Genomic DNA, 19403 nt, shown 5'->3' with positions numbered 1-19403 from the left:
TGTCGCAGCCATTCCGCGGCCACTCCCGCTTCCCCCGGTGCTGCCAGGGTCGGCCCACCATGTCGACACCGCACCGCTCGCCGCGCCACCGCAGTCCGTCCGGTTCGGCGCTCGCCGCCCTGCTCACGGCGGTGGCCGTGTGCGCGGGGGACGCCGCCGCCCGCGTCTTCCCGTACGGACCGCGCCACCGCAGCGTCAACGACCTCGGCAATCAGTTCGTGCCCTTCCACGCGCACCTGTGGGACCTCCTGCACGGCCGCGCGCAGGGCGGGCTGCTGTTCAACTGGCAGTCCGGTTACGGCACGAGCTTCCTGCCCGACCTCGGCACCTACCTGACCGGCCCGTTCTCCGTCCTCGTCGCGGTCTTCCCGCGCTCCGGCATCGACCTGGCCGTGTACGTCGTCACCGTCCTCAGGACGGCGGCCGCCGCGGCGGCCATGGCCTGGCTGCTGCGCACCCTCCGCCGGGGGCCGTGGTGGGCGGCCGGACTGCTCGGGGCCTCCTACGCGCTGTGCGGCTGGTCGGTGATCGAGGCCTCCTACAACCCGATGTGGCTGGACGGCCTGATCGCCTTCCCGCTGCTGTGCCTGACCGGTGAATGGGCGCTGCGCGGGCGGCGGGTGCTGCTCGCCCCGCTGGTCGTCGCCGTCTGCTGGACCGCGAACTTCTACACCGCCTACATGGCGACGCTCGGCGCCGCTCTGGTGCTGCTGGTACGGGTGGTGCTGACCCGGGAGGGTCTGCGGACCCGGACCGCGGTGATCGCCCGGGCGGCCGGGAGCACCGCCTTGGGCATCGCGCTGGCGGCGCCGGTCCTGCTCCCGCTGTTCCTCAGCTCGGGGCAGGCCTACCCGGGGTGGGTGAAGGAGTTCCGGCCGGTGCCGTGGGCGGACCTCTTCGCCCGGCTGCTGCCGGGGACGTACTCCTTCTCCTCCCCCGCCGTCTTCGTCGGCACCGGCACGCTGCTGCTGGTCGCCGCGCTGCCCTTCCACCGGACGGTGCCGCCGCGCCACCGGCTGTGGTGGACGGGACTGACGGCGGCCGTGGCGCTCTCCCTGCAGTGGGCGCCGACCCATCTGGCCTGGCACCTGTTCGCCACCCCGAACGGCAGCCCGTACCGGCAGACCTTCGTCCTCGCCGGGATCGCCGTCATCGCCGCCTGGACCGCACTCGCCGGCGGGCCGCCGCGGCCGACGGCACTGGCCGCGGGCGCGGGCGTCCTGGCCGCCGCCGCCCTGTGGGCGCGCACCAGCACCCTGACCACGGCCTGGGGGTACGCGCTGTTCGCGGGCGGCCTGGTGGCGGCGGGCGCGGCCTGGTGGGCGCTGCGCCACCGGCGGGCGGCGCTGCCCGCGGCCGGACTGCTGGCCCTGGTCCTGCTCGCGCAGGCGGCGGCGACCACCGCCTTCGGCCACAAGGGCAAACTGGGCGGCCTCGACGACTACCCGTCCTGGGGGGCCTCCCACACCGCGCGCGCCGCGGCCCTGGCGGCGGCCGGGGGCTGGCCCGCGTACCGCACGGACCCCGGCCGGCCCGCCCTGTCGGGCAACGACCCGCTGCTGCTGGGCGGGGAGGGCGGCTCGTACTACAGCAGCCACACCCCCGAGGTGTTCACGCGGACGATGGCCGCGCTCGGCGCCGGCTGGACCTCGCGCGGCCGCAACGTGCAGAGCATCGACAACCCGGTCACCGACGCCGTGTTCGCGGTCGGCGCGCGCCTGCGGCCGGACGGCTCGGTGCTGCGCGCCGAGGTTCCGCCGCTGGTGACGACCCGCCCGCCCGGCGCATCCGGCACGCCCGGCGCGCCCGGCTCCTACGGCGACTCGCCCTTCGCCAACCAGGAACTCCTGCTGGGCGCCCGCGTGTACGAGGACCCGCTCGCCCCCGGTGTCTGCCGCGCGGGCACCGAGGCCTACCTGTGGGCGCCGGAGTACAACGCCACGGCCCGCCTCGCCGACGGCCCGGCCTTCCGGCTGAACGGCAACGCCCCCCGCAGCCGGGCGGCCCTCCAGCCGATGGGGCCCTCCCGCGGCGCCTCGTCGGCGCTGGTCTTCGACGCGGCCCCGCCGCCCCGCTGGACCCTGTCCTGCCTGGACCGCAGCCGCCTCGACGCGGCGGTGGCCGCCCTGCGCGCCACGGCCGCGACCTCGGTCCGGGCCGGCTCCTCCGGCATCCGGGCCGACCTGCCCGCGGGCACCACCGGCACGGCGGTCCTCTCCGTCCCCGCGATCGCCGGCTGGACCTGCAACGGCCGACCCGCCGCATCCCACCTGGGGCTGGTCGCGGTCCCCCTCACCCCCGGCACCACACAGGTCACCTGCTCCTTCCGGCCGCCCGGGCTGCTCCCCGGGCTGACGGTCGCCGGGGCGGCCCTGACCCTGCTCGCGGTCACCGCGGTCACCGCGGTCAGGGCCCGCGGCTCCCGCCGGCGGGCCTGAGCGGCCGGCCCGTCAGCGGACCTGGCTCAGCCACTGCAGCGTGCGGCGTATCTCCGACGGGAAGGGATGGGCCGGACCGTGCAGGCGCTCCGCGTCGAACAGCAGCCGGGCCAGGGTGTCGTGGGCCGCCGGCCGGTCGCCGAGGGAGAGCAGCAGGTGCGCGATCCGGCGGCGGATCTCCAGCGGCAGCGCCTGGTCCGGATTGGCGTAGCGGTTCTCGAAGTACGGGAGCAGCGAGCGGTACTCCGCCAGGGCGGCGGCCGGTTCGCCCAGCTGCTCCAGGCACTGCGCCGCGTCGTAGCGGAACCGCAGGGCCTGCGGGTCGCCCGCGGGGAACTCCTCGGCGAGGCGGCGCAGTTCGGGCAGGGCCCGGCGGTACTGGCCGTCGTCCATCAGGGTGGCCGCGTACTGCTTGCGCAGGGAGCGGACCACCGGCGAGTGCTCGCCGTGCTCGGCGGCCGCGGCCGGGAGGATCCCGCCGAGGATGTCCACGGCCTGCGTGAGCCGGCCCTGGTCCAGGAGCGTGCGGGCCTGGTCCACCGCGCCCGGGATGTCGGGCTTCTGCGGCACCGGCGCGGGGGTCCGCGTCGGCGTCGGCGCGGACGTGGGCGTCGGCGGCACTGGGGTGCCCGTCGGCGTGGACGTCGGCGGGGTGGCCGGCCGCGGCGGGATCACCGCGGCCCGGTCCGGCCAGGGCGCCTGGGGCCGTACGAAGGGCCGCGTCGGGTCGAGCGGGCCGGAGGCACCGCGGCCGCCCGGGGCCGGCAGCAGCGGGGCGAGGGCCTCGTAGACCTCCTGCGCGGAGGACGGCCGGTCCTGCGGGTCCTTGGCGAGGAGGCGCATCAGGAGCACCTCCAGCTCCTGCGGGACCTCCGGGCGCTGCGGGCGGACCGGGACCGGGGGCTCGTACAGGTGCCGGTGCAGCACCCCGAGAGCGGTGGACCCGGCGAAGGGGACGTTGCCGCTGAGGAGTTCGTACAGGAGCACGCCGAGCGCGTACAGGTCGGTGTACGGGCCCACCGCGCCGCTCATCGCCTGCTCGGGCGCCATGTACGCCGGGCTGCCGATGGGCGTTCCGGTGCTGGTGAGGCGGGTGGTGTCGGTGTCCATGACCGAGGCCACGCCGAGGTCGAGGACCAGGACGGTGCCGTCCGGACGGACCATCACGTTGCGCGGCTTCAGGTCGCGGTGGACGATCGGCACGGCGTGCACGGCCGACAGCACCGAGCACAGCTGCGCGACGACCGCGACCGCCCACTGCCACGGGTAGGGGCTGTGCGCGGCCAGGTGGTCGGCGAGGTCGGAGCCCTCGACGTAGCCCATCACGAGGAACAGCTCGTCACCGTCGCTGCCCGCGTCATGGACGGTGACCAGGCCCGGGTGGTCCACCTGCGCCGTGACCCGGCACTCGCGCACGAAACGGCGGCGCAGCTCCTCCGCGACGGTGCCGGGACCGGCGACCTTGTCCGGGCGCAGCAGCTTGACGGCGACCCGCCGGTCCAGGCGCCGGTCGTAGGCCGTCCAGACCTGGCCCATGCCGCCCTGTCCCAGGACGCTCGCCAGCTGGTAGCGGTCTCCGATGAGGCGGTCGGTCACTGCTGCGGGTCCCGGAAGGCGGTCTGGTTCGGGTCCTGGTGGTGGCCGCCGGGCGGCGGGGTCTGCTTGCGCAGCAGCTCACTGAGCTCGTCGAGTTCGGCCCGGACCTGCCCGATGCGCGGGGGCGGCGTCGGCTGCGGCGGCACCTGCGGGACGGCCGGGGTCTGGCCCGAGATCACGGTCGGGGCCGTGGAGTGCGGGTAGCCGTAGGAGGGCGAGGTCTGCTGCGGGTGGCCGTAGGACGCGGGCTGCCCCGGGTACCACGGCGCGGGCACCACCGACCGCAGGGCCTCGTGGTGCTTGATGTCGGCGACCAGGAAGTACACGCAGACCGCGAAACCGGTGAGGATCGAGCCACCGGCGCCGAGGTTGCCCTGCCAGCCGTTGACGTCGGGCGTGGGGTCGATCTGGATCAGCGTCATCCAGACGACCGCGAGCACACCGCTGAGCACCAGCAGCCCCCAGTCCCGGGACCTGCGGGTGACCAGCGCCAGCCGCAGCATCGAGCCCCAGGCCAGGAAGCCGCAGCTCAGGACGGGCAGCAGCATGAACACCACGCGCAGTGCCACGACACCGCCCGAGGTGGACTGGGGGGCGTGCTGCGGCGGAAGGCCGGGGCCGTGCATCGCTGCTCCTGACGGGCCGTGCGGAAGAGATATCGGAACTGAGGGTATACAGCGTTCCCGGCCATCAGTGAGGGGATGCACGCAACCGTTGCAGGGTCGCAGCACAGCCCCCGCCGGGTCCGGGACCGGTGGGTCCCGGACCGCCGGGGAGCGGCGTCGCTACGAGCCGAGGATGGTGGTGAGGAACTCGCCGGTCCAGGCCAGCAGTTCCCGGCCGACCACCGGCTTGCCGCCGATCCGGCCCGCCTTGGGGCGGGGGACCAGCACCTGCGAGGTGGCGGGCTTGAGCACCGTCCCCGGGTAGAGGCGCTTCAGGCGCAGCTCCTGCGACTCGCGCAACTCGACCGGGCCGAAGCGGATGTTGTTGCCCTGGAGGGTGATGTCGCCGACCCCGCAGGCCCGCGCCAGCATCCGCAGCCCGGCCACCAGCAGCAGGTTCTCCACCGGCTCCGGCAGCTTGCCGTAGCGGTCGGTGAGTTCCTCGCGCACGGCCTTGATGTCCGCCTCGGAGGCGGCCGAGGCGATGGACCGGTACGCCTGCAGGCGCAGCCGCTCGCCCGGCGCGTAGTCGTGCGGGACGTGCGCGTCGACCGGCAGCTCGATCTTGACCTCCAGCGGGGGCTCCTCCTCCACCCCTCCCTCGACCGCGGCCCGGTAGTCGGCCACCGCCTCGCCGACCATGCGGATGTACAGGTCGAAGCCGACGCCCGCGATGTGACCGGACTGCTCGCCGCCGAGCAGGTTGCCCGCGCCGCGGATCTCCAGGTCCTTCATCGCCACGTACATGCCCGCGCCCATCTCGGTGTGCTGGGCGATCGTCGCGAGCCGCTCGTGCGCGGTCTCCGTCAGCGGCTTCTCCGGCGGGTACAGGAAGTACGCGTATCCGCGCTCGCGGCCGCGGCCGACGCGTCCGCGCAGCTGGTGCAGCTGCGAGAGGCCGAAGTTGTCGCCGCGCTCGACGATGAGGGTGTTGGCGTTGGAGATGTCGATGCCCGACTCGACGATGGTGGTGGAGACCAGCACGTCGAACTTCTTCTCCCAGAAGTCGACGACGACCTGCTCCAGCGCCTGCTCCGACATCTGGCCGTGCGCCGTCGCGATCCGCGCCTCGGGCACGATCTCACGCAGCTTGGCCGCCGCCCGGTCGATGGACTCGACCCGGTTGTGGATGTAGAAGCACTGCCCCTCGCGCAGCAGTTCCCGGCGGATGGCCGCGCCGATCTGCTTCTCCTCGTACGGGCCGACGAAGGTGAGCACCGGGTGGCGCTCCTCCGGCGGGGTGGTGATCGTCGACATCTCGCGGATGCCGGTCACCGCCATCTCCAGGGTGCGCGGGATCGGCGTCGCGGACATCGTCAGCACGTCGACGTTGGCCCGCAGCTTCTTCAGCTGCTCCTTGTGCTCGACGCCGAAGCGCTGCTCCTCGTCGACGATGACCAGGCCCAGGTCCTTGAAGCGGGTCTCCTGCGAGAACAGCCGGTGGGTGCCGATGACCACGTCCACCGAGCCCTCCTTCAGCCCCTCCAGGGTCGCCTTCGACTCGGTCTCGCTCTGGAAGCGGGACAGCGCCTTCACGTTGACCGGGAACTGGCTGTAGCGCTCGGAGAAGGTCCCGAAGTGCTGCTGCACGAGGAGCGTGGTCGGCACGAGGACGGCGACCTGCTTGCCGTCCTGGACCGCCTTGAAGGCCGCCCGGACCGCGATCTCGGTCTTGCCGTAGCCGACGTCGCCGCAGATCAGCCGGTCCATGGGGACCGACTTCTCCATGTCCTCCTTGACCTCGGCGATGGTGGTGAGCTGGTCGGGCGTCTCGGCGTACGGGAAGGCGTCCTCCAGCTCGCGCTGCCAGGGGGTGTCGGGGCCGAAGGTGTGCCCGGGGGCCGCCATGCGGGCGCTGTAGAGCTTGATGAGGTCGCCGGCGATCTCCTTGACCGCCTTCTTCGCGCGCGCCTTGGTCTTGGTCCAGTCGGCGCCGCCGAGCCGGTGCAGGGTCGGGGCCTCGCCGCCGACGTACTTGGTGACCTGCTCCAGCTGGTCGGTGGGGATGTAGAGGCGGTCGCCAGGCTGCCCGCGCTTGGCCGGCGCGTACTCCACCAGCAGGTACTCGCGGGTGGCGCCCTGCACCGTGCGCTGGACCATCTCGACGTAGCGGCCCACACCGTGCTGCTCGTGGACGATGTAGTCGCCGGCCTCCAGGGTCAGCGGGTCGATCGTCTTGCGGCGGCGGGTCGGCATCCGGCCGAGGTCCTTGGTGGCGGTGCGCTGCCCGGTCAGGTCGGTCTCGGTGAGCACCGCCAGGCGCAGGACCGGGTCGACGAAGCCGGTGTCGACCGACCCGCAGGCGACGTGGACCAGGCTCGGCTCCAGGGCGCCCAGGTCCGGCTCCAGCCGGGCGGCGATGCCCTCGCCGGCGAGCACCTCGACGGTGCGGGCGGCCGGGCCGTGGCCCTCGGTCAGGTAGACGGTGTGCCAGCCGTCGGCGATCCAGCCCTTGGTGTCGGCCAGCGCGCGGGCGGTGTCGCCGCGGTAGGCCTCCGGGGCGTGCATGCCGAGCTTGAGGGTGTCGGCGGCCAGGTCGGTGTCGTCGGCTGCGAACGGGGAGACCGACCACCACATCATGCCGAGTTCGCGGGCCCGGTCGCGGATGTCCGCGATGCCCCGCAGCGAGGCCGCGCCGACGTCGATGGGGGCCTCGCCGCCGCCCGCGGTGGCCGCCCAGGAGGCCATCAGGAACTCCTGGCTGGTCGCGACGAGGTCGGCGGCCCGGGTCCGTACCCGCTCGGGGTCGCAGACGACGGCCATCGCCCCGGCGGGCAGCACGTCGATCAGCAGCTCCATGTCGTCGACGAGGACCGGGGCGAGGGACTCCATGCCCTCCACCGCGATCCCCTCGGCGATTCTGCCGAGGAGTTCGCCGAGTTCCGGGTGCGCCTCGGCAAGGGCCAGGGCCCGCTCCCGCACGGCGTCCGTCAGCAGCAGTTCCCGGCAGGGCGGCGCCCACAGGCCGTGCTCGGCGATCTCCAGGGAACGCTGGTCGGCGACCTTGAAGTAGCGGATCTCCTCGACCTCGTCGCCCCAGAACTCCACGCGCAGCGGGTGTTCCTCGGTGGGCGGGAAGACGTCGAGGATGCCGCCGCGCACGGCGAACTCGCCGCGCTTCTCGACCAGCTCCACACGGACGTACGCGGCCGCCGCCAGGGCCTCGGTGACCTCGCCCAGATCGGCGGCCGTGCCCTGCCGCAGGCTCACCGGTACGAGGTCCCCCAGGCCCTTGACCTGAGGCTGGAGCACGGACCGGACGGGGGCGACGATCACGCTCACGGGCCCTGCGGCCGGGTCGTCCTTGCTGGGGTGCACCAGGCGGCGCAGTACGGCGAGCCGGCGGCCCATGGTGTCGCTGCGCGGGCTCAGCCGCTCGTGCGGCAGCGTCTCCCAGGACGGGTACTCGGCCACCTCGTCGGGCGGCAGCAGGGAGCGCAGCGCCGCGGCCAGGTCCTCGGCCTCCCGCCCGGTGGCGGTGACCGCCAGCACGGTCCGCTCGGTCCGCCGGGCGAGCGCGGCAATCGTGAAGGGCCGCGCGGCGGCCGGTCCGACGAGGTCCACGTGCATGCGGTTGCCGTCACCGGCCGCGGTGACCGCCTCGGTGAGGGCGGCGTCCCGGGTGACGGCGTCGAGCAGTCCGTGCAGGCTCATGAGGAGGCTTTCCGTCCGGTGAGATCTGGGGCTGGCGGGCGTGAGGGGGCAACGCGAAGGACCCGACACGTCGTACGGGCCGGGGGTTCCCACCCTACGACGGAGCCCACACCGGCGCGCGAGGGATTCGGGCCACGGCGCGGGCCCGGACCCTCATCGCCCTTGTGACGTTGCTCCCGCTTTACGATGTTCACGTAACCACCCCCTGAGCTCGCCGCGTCCTTTTCCGCATGAGTTCACGCCGAACGGCCGAGGAGCACGAGTCCGTGACGAGCGATGCCATAGCCCGCCCGGCACCGGCGGCCCAGGCCCCGACGAGGGCGGCCGCACCCCGCTGGGCCGGCCCCTGGGCGGTGGCCGCCGGGCTCTTCCTCGTCTACCTCGTGCTGTCCGTCGGCCGGTTCCGGCGTATGGACTGGGCCTCCTGGGACCTGGGGATCTTCGAGCAGGCGATCCGCGCGTACGCCCATCTCCAGGAGCCCGTCGCCGACCTGAAGGGGCCGGGGGCCAACATCCTCGGGGACCACTTCAGCCCGGTCATCGCGCTCGTCGCCCCCGTCTACCGGGTCTTCCCCGGGCCGGTCACGCTGCTGGTCGTCCAGGCCGCGCTGTTCGCCCTCTCCGCCGTCCCCGTCACCCGGGCGGCCGGACGGCTCCTGGGCCGGGCCCGCGGGATCGCCGTCGGAGTCGCGTACGGCCTGTCCTGGGGCATCCAGCGGGCGGTGGAGTTCGACTTCCACGAGATCGCCTTCGCCGTGCCGCTGCTGGCCTTCGCCCTGGAGGCGGTCCTGGCCCGGCGCTGGCGGGCCGCCCTGCTGTGGGGGCTGCCGCTGATCCTGGTCAAGGAGGACCTCGGCTTCACGCTGGCCGCCCTGGCCGTGGTGGTGGCCTGGCGCAGCCGCACCACCGACCGGCGCACCGCCTGGACCGCGCTCGGCATCGCCGCGGCCGCCTGCGTGTTCGCCGTCCTGGTGTTCACCGTGTTCATACCGGCCTTCGCGGCCGAGGGCTACGGCTACTGGCACAAGATCGAGGGCGGCGGCCCCTTCGCCGGCGCCGGCACCAAGCTGGCCACGCTGGGCTGGGTACTGATCCCCACCTCCGGCCTGCTCGCCCTGCGCTCTCCGCTGCTGCTGGTCGCCGCCCCCACCCTCGGCTGGCGGTTCCTCTCCGGGGACGACCACTACTGGTCCACCGACTGGCACTACAGCGCCGTGCTGATGCCCGTCGTCGCCCTCGCCCTGGTCGACGCCATCGACACCGTCCGCCGCGGCGAACGCCCCTGGCTGCGCTCCTACGCCCTCCAGCTGCCCACGGCCGTGCTCGCCGCCTCCCTCGCCCTGGCCATGACCAGCATGCCGACCGCCAAGCTCACGGAGGCGGCCACGTACGAGAAGCCCGACCGGGTCGTCGCGATCGAAAAGCTCCTCGACCGGATCCCCGACGGGGCCACCGTGGAAGCCGACACCACCCCGCTGACCCGGCTGACCTCCCGCTGCCGCGTCCTGTGGATCGGCGGCAGCAAGGGCGTCGTACCCGACTGGATCACCATCGACAACGGCAACAAGTGGGCCGGCGAGGACCCGACCGTCTACGCCACCCAGCTCCACCCCGGCGAGCGCTACACCCTGGTGGGCGAGGCCGGCGGGATCGTCCTGATGCAGCGGAACACCGACCGCTGACCCGGCCCGCCGGGCCCCCGGCGCGGGACGGACAAGGGCGCAGGCCCGGGACGCCTGGTCCCGGGCCTGCGCCCACCCCCGTGACGAACGCGGCGCCGGTTACTCGCTCGCGATCGCGTTCAGAACGTTCATCCGTCCCGCCCGGAAGGCCGGGACCAGGGCGGCGAACAGGCCCACAAAGGCCGATCCGGCGAACACCCCGGTGATCGTCGGCCAGGGGATCTCCAGGACCTTCAGGCCCTCCAGCGCCAGCAGCTGCTGCGCGGTGGCCCCCCAGCCCATGCCCAGCCCGAGGCCGAGGAGGGCGCCGAAGAGGGCGATGACCACCGACTCCAGGCGGATCATGCGGCGCAGCTGGCGGCGGGAGAGGCCGATGGCGCGCATCAGGCCGATCTCGCGGGTCCGCTCGACCACCGACAGGGCCAGGGTGTTCACGACGCCCAGGACCGCGACGATGATCGCGAGGCCGAGGAGACCGTAGACCATGTTCAGCAGCTGGCCGACCTGGTCCTTCAGGGCCTGCTTGTAGTCGGCCTGGTTGCGCACCACGTACTGCGGGTACTCGGCCAGGGCCGCCTTGACGGACTGGTACGCGGCGGCGTCGGACTGCCCGTCCTTCGCGGTGGCCAGCAGCATGAAGGGCAGCGGCAGCCGGTCCGCGGGCACGTTCGCCCAGGCGGTCTCGGTGCTGATGTAGTTCATGCCCTTGTCGATGTTGCCCTCGTCGCTGGTGATCGCCGCGACCTTCAGCCTGACCGTGTTGCCGCCGGTGAAGGCGACGGTCATCTCGTCACCGAGCTTGATGTGGTGCTTGGTGGCGTAGAGGGAGCCGACCGACATGGAGCCGGCGCCGTAGGCCGCCGCGTGCTCGCCGGCGATCATCTTGCGGCGGATGTCCTTGGCGTACGTCGGGTCGGTCGCGCCGAGGCCGGTCTCCTCGCTGGTGCCGTCGGGCGCGGTCAGCGTGACCTTCACCTCGCGGTACGCGGTGACGTGGTCGAGGCCGGGGGTGGCGCGCAGGGCCTGCTCGGCCTGCGGCAGGACGGGCTGGCGGGACTCGGAGGCGACGATGTAGTCCGCGCCGACGGACTTGTCGAGCTCGTCGGTCGCGGAGGCCACCATCGAGGAGCCGACCACCGACAGGCAGGCGACCAGTGCGAGACCGATCATCAGCGCGGCGGCGGTGGCGCCGGTGCGGCGCGGGTTGCGCAGGGCGTTGCGCTCGGCGAGCCGGCCCACGGACCCGAAGGGCCGCAGGACCACGCCGGAGAGCACCCGCACCACGCCCGCGGCGAGCAGCGGGCCGATCACGATGAAGCCGACGAGGCTCAGGACGACACCCAGGCCCAGCCACAGGGATCCGGCCGCGGCCTTCTCAGCGGCCGCGGCGAGGTAGAGCGCGACGCCGCCGACGGCGGTGAGGACCAGGCCGAGCGCGGCCCGGACCCGGCCGGCCTTCTTGTCGCCCGGGGTGCCGGACTCGCGCAGCGCGGCCATCGGGGAGACCTTGCCGGCGCGGCGGGCCGGGACGAAAGCGGAGATCACCGTCACCACGACGCCGAGGACGACGCCGACGACGGGGGTGGTCCAGGCGATGGTCAGGTCGTCGGTGGACAGCTGCATGCCCATCTGGCCCATGAGGGCCATGAGGCCGACGGCCAGGCCCACGCCCGCGCCGACACCCAGTACCGACCCGACCACGCCGAGCAGGAAGGCCTCGACGACCACGGACTTCAGGACCTGCCCGCTGTCGGCGCCGATGGCACGCATCAGGCCGATCTCGCGGGTGCGCTGGGCGACCAGCATGGAGAAGGTGTTGAAGATCAGGAAGATGCCGACGAGGAAGGCGATGCCGGCGAAGCCCAGCATCACGTACTTCATCACGTCGAGGAAGGCGCCGACGTCCTTGCGGTTGGCGTCCGCGGCCTCCTTGGCGGTCTGCAGCTTGTAGGTGTCCGCGCCGACGGCGCTCGCGATGTTCGCCTTGAGCTGCTCGTCGCTCACCCCGTCCGCGGCGGTGACGTTGATGTGCGTGAAGGAGTCGGCGGCACCGAGCAGCGCCTGCTGCGCGGTGGGCGTGTCGAAGTAGACGACGGCCGCACCCGGGTTGGTCACGGTGAAGGTGGCGATACCGGTGATCCTGGCGCGGGTGTCGCCGGTGACGGCGATGGTGCGCAGCTCGTCACCGAGCTTCAGGCCGTGCTTCTTCGCGGTGTCGGCGTCGACCATCACCTCGGTGGGGCCGCGCGGCGCCTGCCCCGAGGTGATCTTCATGGACTTGAGCTCGTTGTCGCTCCAGTTGCCCGCGATGGTCGGGGCGCCGGTGGTCGAGCCCATGTTCTCGTTCCTGGCGTTGACCACCGTCACGGCCATCGAGACGACGCCGCCCTCGGCGCTCTTGACGCCCTGCGCCTTCCTGACCTGCTCGACGGCCGGGCCGGCCAGCATCTCCGGCTTGCCGCGGTCGGGGGCCTCGTCCCCGCTCTCGGCGGCCTTGGGGCTGACGGTCACATCGGAGTTGGTGACGGCGAACAGCTTGTCGAAGGTGGTGTTCATCGTGTCGGTGAACACCAGCGTGCCGCAGACGAAGGCGACGGACAGCAGGACCGCGACGGCCGAGAGGACCATCCGCCCCTTGTGCGCGACGAAGTTGCGCCGCGAGGTCTTCAGGACCGTGTTGCTCATGAGGTCCGCCCGCGCGCGTCGAAGTCCTTCATCCGGTCCAGGACCTGGTCGGCGGTGGGCGCGTGCATCTCGTCGACGATCCGGCCGTCGGCCAGGAAGATGACGCGGTCGGCGTAGGAGGCGGCGACGGGGTCGTGGGTGACCATGACGATGGTCTGGCCGAGCTCGTCCACCGAACGGCGCAGGAAGCCGAGGACTTCGGCACCCGCGCGGGAGTCCAGGTTTCCGGTCGGCTCGTCACCGAAGATGATCTCGGGGCGGGCGGCGAGGGCACGGGCGACGGCCACGCGCTGCTGCTGGCCGCCGGACAGCTCGGTCGGGCGGTGCTTGAGGCGGCCGGCCAGGCCGACGGTCTCCACCACCCGGTTCAGCCACTGCGCGTCGGGCTTGCGGCCCGCGATGTCCATGGGGAGCGTGATGTTCTCCAGGGCGTTCAGCGTGGGCAGCAGGTTGAAGGCCTGGAAGATGAAGCCGATCCGGTCGCGGCGCAGCCGCGTGAGCTTTTTGTCCTTCAGCCCGGTGATCTCGGTGTCGTCCAGGTGGATCTGCCCGCTGGTCACCGTGTCGAGGCCGGCGAGGCAGTGCATCAGCGTGGACTTGCCGGAACCCGACGGGCCCATGATCGCGGTGAACTGGCCGCGCATGATGTCCACGTCCACGTCGTCGAGCGCGACGACCCGCGTCTCCCCGGAGCCGTAGGCCTTGACGACCTTCCGCGCCCGGGCCGCGACGGCAGCATGCCCTCCAGTACCCCCGTGCCTGGTTTCGGTCATTGCCGTTGTCACGGTCTGTCTCCTTCTTCGAATGCGTGCGTCTGCGTGCGTTGCGTCGCCGTGATGAAGTCTGTGGCGGTGGGCCCTGCCGCGCGCTGGTGCCCGTCGCCGTATCCGCCCGGGGGTTAACCCCACCCGCGCCCCCGGTCCGTACGGTCCAGTCAAGAAGACCCCGGACGCCCCCACCTCCTCCGCCGGGAGGAAAGACCCCTGGCCCGTAGTGCGGAGGGACCCCTAGGGGTTGTCCGCCCTTCGGACTACCCGGCCTGAGGGATACCGCCCGCGGGGCGGCGGTGAGATGGTGTCCCCCGCAACTACGTGCAAGGGGAAGGAATCTCGGTGCCCGCTGCGGACAGCACGGACGGAGCCCCGGACGGCATACCCGCCGGGCCCGCCGGCACCGCCCCGGGTGCGGCGGTTTCGGCCAAGGACGCGACCGCGTCCGGCACCGCCCGGCCGGCCGGACGCCCCCCGACCCCCGTGGTCGTCTCGCTGATGCTCGGCATGGCCCTCGTCGCCCTCGACAGCACCATCGTCGCCACCGCCGTCCCCCAGATCGTCGGCGACCTCGGCGGCTTCTCCGTCTTCTCCTGGCTCTTCTCCGGCTACCTGCTCGCCGTCACCGTCACCCTGCCGGTCTACGGCAAGCTGTCCGACACCTTCGGCCGCAAGCCCGTCCTGCTCTTCGGCATCGCCCTGTTCCTCCTCGGCTCGCTGCTGTGCGCGTCCGCCTGGAACATGGCCGCCCTCATCGCCTTCCGGATCGTCCAGGGCCTGGGCGGCGGCGCCCTCCAGGGCACCGTCCAGACCCTGGCCGCCGACCTGTACCCGCTGGCGGAACGCCCGCGGATCCAGGCCCGCATGTCCAGCGTCTGGGCCACCTCGGCCGTGGCCGGCCCCGCCCTCGGCGGGCTCCTCGCCTCCTACGCGCACTGGCGGTGGATCTTCCTGATCAACCTGCCGCTGGCCGCCCTCGCCCTGTGGATGATCACCCGCCATCTGACCGAACCCGTACGCTCGCCCGGCCGCCGCGGCCCGGTCGACTGGGCCGGCGCCCTCGGCGTCTTCTGCTGCGGCGGCCTCCTCCTCTTCGCCCTCGTCCAGGGCGGGGTCGCCTGGCCCTGGCTGTCCGCCCCCTCCCTGGGCCTGCTGGGCGCGAGCGCCGTACTGGCCGCGGTCGTGGTCCGGGTGGAACGGCGGGCCGAGGAGCCGATCCTGCCCGGCTGGGTATGGCGCCGGCGCACCATCGCCGCCGTCAACCTGGCCATGGGCGCCCTCGGCCTGCTGATGGTCGCCCCGATGGTCTTCATGCCGACCTACGCCCAGTCCGTACTCGGCCTCGGACCCGTCGGCGCCGGACTGGTGATGTCCGTGATGACCCTCAGCTGGCCCGTCACCGCCGCCCTCAGCCAGCACGTCTACCGGCGCATCGGCTTCCGCAACAGCGCGGCCGTCGGCATCGCCCTGGCCGCCGCCGTCCTGTGCTCCTTCACCCTGCTCCCGTACCCCGCCCGGCCCTGGCAGCCCGCCCTGATCATGCTGCTGCTCGGCGCCGCCCTCGGCCTCTTCCAGCTCCCGCTGATCGTCGGGGTCCAGTCCACCGTGGGCTGGGCCGAACGCGGCACCACCACCGCCTCGGTGCTCTTCTGCCGCCAGGTCGGCCAGAGCGTCGGCGCCGCCCTGCTCGCCGCCGTCGCCAACGCCACCATCGCCGCCCGCCTGGCGGACGCCCCCGTACCGGGACTGCCGCGCCACCTCGACGATGTCGCCAAGGCCCTCGAACACCCGGAGCTGCTCCCCCGCGCCGCCGCCGACCACCTGCGCGAGGCCGTGGCCGCCGCCGTGGAGCACATCTTCCTCGGCGCCACGGCCGCCGCCGTCGCCGCACTGCTCGTCCTGCTCCTGGTGGCCCCGCGCCGGTTCCCGGTCCTCCCCGAACTGCGCGACGACTGAGGTCCGTCGTGTCGTCTTGTCATGACCAGGGCAGTCGGCGACCCTCGTACGCAGCACCGACATCCGGGGGGACACCATGGCATCCGCACTGTGCGCACTGCTCTTACTGGCCGCGCTGGCCGGCCCGATCTGCCTGCGGCTGCGCCGCCACCCGGCCTTCGTCACCGGCCGCGACGGCCGGCTCTCCACCTCGACCGCACTCGCCCTGGCCTGGACGGTGATCCTGGTCTGGCTCCTGCTCACCATCCTCGCCCACGGTCTCACCGCGGGCGGCGTGTCGTACTTCCGGGGCCCCGACGGCCCGCTGTCGCCGCTGACGACGGTCTACCTGCCGCTGCTCGGCGGCCCGTACGTGGCGCTGATCGCCGCCAAGGCGGTCGTCGGCCTGCGCGTCGAACGCGGCACCCTGGCCAAGCCGGCGGCCCCGCCGACCGCGTCGGGCCGGCGGCCGATGCGGGAGCTCATCGCGAACGACAGCGGACGCACCGACCTCGTCGACCTCCAGTACGTCGCGCTCAGCGCGGTCACGATGCTCTACGTCGTCCTCTTCTTCCTCGCCGACGTGGGCGCGGGACTCCCCCGCCTGCCCGAGGAGATCTGGGCCCTGACCGGAGCCCCGGCCGGCGCCTACCTCGTCAACAAGATGGCCACCCGCGCCAACCCGGTGATCACCGGTGCGTCGCTCTCCGGCGACCGCCTCACCGTCGAGGGCGGCGGCTTCACCGACGCCCGCCTCACCGTCGACGACACCCCGCTCGAAGCCCGGCCCGACCCCGTGACCGGCGCCCTTACGGCCACCCTGCCGCCGTCGGCGAAGCCGCCCTTCACGGTGGTGGCGACGTCCCGGGGCCTGCGCAGCGACCCGTACCGCTACGAGGGCCCCGCCCTCCCGGCCCAGCACACCGCGCACTGAGGGTGTCCTCCCTGGCCCCGTCCTGGCGCGCACCCTGGCGGACCTGGCTCGCCCCCGCGCACACCCGCGCCCGGTACGCCGAGATCCGCACGCCCCTGGGCACGTACACGCTCTTCCGGGAGCCCGGCCGGCGCCTCACCGCCACCGCCAGGGCCGAGGCATGGGAGCGCTGGCAGTTACGCCTCGGCGAGAACACCGTCCTGGAGATCGACGACGCCGCGACCCCCTGGTACGGGATGCGGGTCCGGATGCGCCGAGGCGTCCACGGCCGGCTCGACGGCGTGCCGTTCACAGCGCACGCCCGGGGCAGATCCCTGCTGGCGCACCGCCGGGGCATCCACTTCACCCTGGCCGACGGACGAACCCTGTCGTTCACGGTCCACCGCCTCCACCGCCACTTCGTCCGGCGGACGGCCGGCACGGACACGGTGATCTCGCGCACCCGCGGCGGCGGCTGGGAGGCCGGCGGCCTCGACCGGGGCGAGACGGCCCTCCTCTGCCTCATCACCGTCGCAGGCCTCGACCAGCTCCTGGACCCACCCCTCCGGGACCTCTTCTGACCAACGGGGCTTCTGACCAACGGGGCGGCGGCGCGGGCTGCGGCACCCACCCCGGCCCCGGCCTGCCCCCGGCCCGCCCGGCCAGGGCAACGGCCCGCCCGGTGGAAGGGCGCGGCAGGCGGCAGGGCACGGCAGGCGCCTCAGCCCTCCGCAGGAGCCCGCCCCGTCAGCACCGCCAGACTCGCCCGCACATGCGCCATGTGCGCCCGCATCTCCTCCTGCGCCTCCGCATGCTCCCGCAGCACCCGCTCCGTCTCACGCGAGACCCGCTCCTGCGCCACCCCCGCCTGCGCCAGCAGCTCCGCGGCCCGCGCCTCGGCATCCTCCTGGCCGTGCCGGGCCGCCTCCTCCGCCTCCGCGTACCCCCGCCGCGCCTCCGCCAGCCCGGCCTCCGCGGACCGCTCCGCCTCCGCGAGCCGCGCCTCCAGCTCCGCCTCCCGCGCCCCCAGCTCCCGCCCGGCCGCCTCCCAGCGCTCCCCCTGCTCCCGTTCCCGCTCCACCCGCGCCGCCTCCGCCCGCCTCCGCACCTGCGCCAGCGCCGCCGCCGCGTCCGCCCGCCACGCCGACGCGTCCTGCCGCGCCCCCGCCCGCAGGTCGTCCGCCTCCCGCTCGGCCCGCGACAGCCCCTGCCGCGCCCGGACCTCGGTCTGCTCCCGCACCGCCTCCGCGTCCCCGCGCGCCAGCTCCGCCACCCGCTCGGCACGCGCCCCGGCCGCCTCCAGCGTCGCGGACGCGTCCGCCCGCGCCTCCGCCCGTACGGCCTCGGCCTCCTCCTCCGCCAGCAGCAGGATCCGCCGGGCCCGCTCACCCAGCTCGTCGTACGTCTGGGGGGCGAGCCCGGCCACCACCTCACGCAGCCGCGCCGCCTCCGCCTCCATCTGCTTGGCCAGGACCGTCAGCCGCGCCACCCGCTCCCACGCCTCGTCACGGCTCCCGGACAGCCGGGCGAGATACCGGTCGACCTCTTCCATGCGGTAGCCGCGACCGCGCACGGTCGCAAAGGGTGCACTCATCCTGGATGCGCCTCTCTCGCGGGGATTCCCGTCAAGGATGCGCCATTTGATCCCTGAAGCCCGAATGGCCGGGCCGAGACCCCCTCCAAGGGTCCCGACCCGGCCACTCGACGGATCACGCGACCGCGCAGCCATGCGGCCACGCGACCCGCCGTCAGACGGACGTCACAACAGCCCGTCCCACATCTGCTCCAGCAGCACCGACCACCAGCTCTCCGGCGACGACAGCGCCGCACTGTCGAGGCCCGCCAGATTCGCCTGGAAATCGACGGTCCAGCGGCCCGCCTGCTCCGGCGTCAGATGCTGGCGCAGCCGCCACATGTGACCCAGCATCGCCATCGAGCGCACGAACTGCGGCAGGCTCGAATTCACGAACTGCGGCGGTACCGGAGCACCGCCCGGACCACCCTCGACCGGCACCGCGACGATGTGCGCGGTGCCGTACTGCACGCACAGCGCCTTGCCGAAGTCGCTGCCGATCACGAGGTACGAGCCGGCGTCCGACGCCGCCTGCACCTGCCGCTGCGCCGCCAGCTCGGCCAGCGTCGGCACCGGCTGCCCCGGCACCGCCTGCGCCCAGAAGAACGGCCCGAAATCGACCGGCAGACCGGCCCACATCAGCGTCTGCGCCACGATCTCCGGCACACCCTGACGGGACACCGCCCGCTGGTCGAACCGGAACACGCCCTGCGGACCGAACGCCGCCGCCAGCTCCTGCCCGATGGCCTCCAGCGGGATCGCCGGCTGCAGCGGAACCTGCGGCAGCGGCGCACGCACCGGCGCCGGGCGCGCCGGACCGTCGGCGACCTGGTGCAGCTCGCCCTGGTGGGTGAGCAGGTGCCGCATGCCCTGCTGCCGGCCCGCATGGTCCTTCCCGTACGGGGCCACGCTGGTGATCCGCACCTGCGGCCAGGTCTCCCGGATCATCCGGGCGCAGTAACCGCCGGGCAGCTCACAGGACTCCAGCTCGGTGTGCAGCTCCAGCACCTGCTGCGGCGGCACGTTCATGGCGCGCAGCTCGTAGAGGATCTGCCATTCCGGGTGCGGGCTACCGGGCGCCGAGCGGCGGATCAGCTGCTGCTCGGAGCCGTCGGGAGCGCGGTAGCGCAGCACGGCCTGGTAGCCGGGGCCGACCGTGGGCGCACCCGTCGGAGCCTGTGGCTGCGCCACGGGCCCTCCCGGCGGCGGCCCGGGGGGACCGGGCGGCTGCGGCACGCCGGGCCCGGCGAGCATGGTCGCGGCATGATCCAGCCCACCACCGGGAGCACCGGGAGCACCGGGCGGACCCGGCGGCTGCGGCACACCGGGACCCGCGAGCATCGTCGCGGCATGGTGGGCACCACCACCGGGAGCCCCCGGCGGACCGGGCGGACCGGGCGGCTGGGGCGCACCCGCACCCGGAGCCCCGGGCGGACCCGGAGGCGCCGGCGGCTGCCCCGTCACCGCCGGACCGGCCAGCATCGTCGCGGCA

Annotated in this window: 11 protein-coding genes and 1 pseudogene; 5 read left to right on the top strand and 7 right to left on the bottom strand. The window is 73.7% G+C overall.

Annotated features, from left to right (window positions below; all coding sequences use genetic code 11):
- Window positions 1–59 precede the first annotated feature (59 nt).
- Window positions 60–2438, top strand: coding sequence for a YfhO family protein (locus tag AAT21_RS23555; protein WP_046778912.1), 2379 nt, complete (start codon window positions 60–62; stop codon window positions 2436–2438).
- Window positions 2439–2450: 12 nt separating this feature from the next.
- On the opposite strand, the gene AAT21_RS23550 is transcribed toward AAT21_RS23555, so the two are convergent.
- The 3 genes from AAT21_RS23550 to mfd all read right to left on the bottom strand — a co-directional run bounded on the left by AAT21_RS23550 (window position 2451) and on the right by mfd (window position 8353).
- Window positions 2451–3974 (bottom strand): protein kinase domain-containing protein, encoded by a 1524-nt coding sequence (locus AAT21_RS23550; RefSeq protein WP_235439196.1) that lies wholly within the window; start codon window positions 3972–3974, stop codon window positions 2451–2453.
- Window positions 3975–4030: 56 nt separating this feature from the next.
- The gene (locus tag AAT21_RS23545) at window positions 4031–4660 is read right to left on the bottom strand and encodes a hypothetical protein (RefSeq protein WP_046778910.1); all 630 of its coding nucleotides are present in this window, start codon (window positions 4658–4660) and stop codon (window positions 4031–4033) included.
- Window positions 4661–4819: 159 nt separating this feature from the next.
- Window positions 4820–8353: a transcription-repair coupling factor gene (gene mfd / locus AAT21_RS23540; RefSeq protein ID WP_046778909.1), complete on the bottom strand. Its 3534-nt coding sequence runs from the start codon at window positions 8351–8353 to the stop codon at window positions 4820–4822.
- A 230-nt stretch (window positions 8354–8583) separates the two neighbouring features.
- Here mfd and AAT21_RS23535 point away from each other — a divergent pair, with 230 nt between their 5' ends.
- Window positions 8584–10035 (top strand): DUF2079 domain-containing protein, encoded by a 1452-nt coding sequence (locus AAT21_RS23535; protein WP_046778908.1) that lies wholly within the window; start codon window positions 8584–8586, stop codon window positions 10033–10035.
- Between the two features lie 99 nt (window positions 10036–10134).
- Here AAT21_RS23535 and AAT21_RS23530 read toward each other — a convergent pair whose 3' ends face one another.
- Window positions 10135–12720 carry an ABC transporter permease gene (locus AAT21_RS23530; RefSeq protein ID WP_046778907.1) on the bottom strand — a complete coding sequence of 862 codons (2586 nt, stop codon included), beginning with the start codon at window positions 12718–12720 and terminating at the stop codon, window positions 10135–10137.
- Complete coding sequence (locus AAT21_RS23525; protein WP_400753860.1) at window positions 12717–13493, bottom strand: ABC transporter ATP-binding protein; 777 nt, start codon at window positions 13491–13493, stop codon at window positions 12717–12719. Before AAT21_RS23525 ends, AAT21_RS23530 begins: the two co-directional genes overlap by 4 nt.
- Before the next feature lie 339 nt (window positions 13494–13832).
- Here AAT21_RS23525 and AAT21_RS23520 point away from each other — a divergent pair, with 339 nt between their 5' ends.
- The 3 genes from AAT21_RS23520 (at window position 13833) to AAT21_RS23510 (ending at window position 16919) form a co-directional block, all read left to right on the top strand.
- Window positions 13833–15446 (top strand): MFS transporter, encoded by a 1614-nt coding sequence (locus tag AAT21_RS23520; protein ID WP_235439124.1) that lies wholly within the window; start codon window positions 13833–13835, stop codon window positions 15444–15446.
- A 76-nt stretch (window positions 15447–15522) separates the two neighbouring features.
- Window positions 15523–16359 (top strand): hypothetical protein, encoded by an 837-nt coding sequence (locus tag AAT21_RS23515; protein ID WP_235439123.1) that lies wholly within the window; start codon window positions 15523–15525, stop codon window positions 16357–16359.
- Between the two features lie 2 nt (window positions 16360–16361).
- A complete protein-coding gene (locus AAT21_RS23510) occupies window positions 16362–16919 on the top strand; it encodes a hypothetical protein (RefSeq protein WP_046778905.1) in 558 nt (185 codons plus the stop codon).
- Between the two features lie 140 nt (window positions 16920–17059).
- Here AAT21_RS23510 and AAT21_RS37010 read toward each other — a convergent pair whose 3' ends face one another.
- On the bottom strand, window positions 17060–17932 hold the full coding sequence (locus tag AAT21_RS37010) for a DivIVA domain-containing protein (RefSeq protein WP_046778904.1): 873 nt from the start codon (window positions 17930–17932) through the stop codon (window positions 17060–17062).
- A 165-nt stretch (window positions 17933–18097) separates the two neighbouring features.
- Window positions 18098–19403 (bottom strand): annotated as a pseudogene (locus AAT21_RS39290) (SUKH-4 family immunity protein); the annotation flags it as partial.

Source organism: Streptomyces yangpuensis (genome assembly GCF_001005295.1).
GTDB classification, from domain to species: Bacteria; Actinomycetota; Actinomycetes; order Streptomycetales; family Streptomycetaceae; genus Streptomyces; species Streptomyces yangpuensis.
The sequence above is the reverse complement of the archived record's forward strand: the minus strand, read 5'-3'. Positions and strand labels throughout refer to the sequence as shown.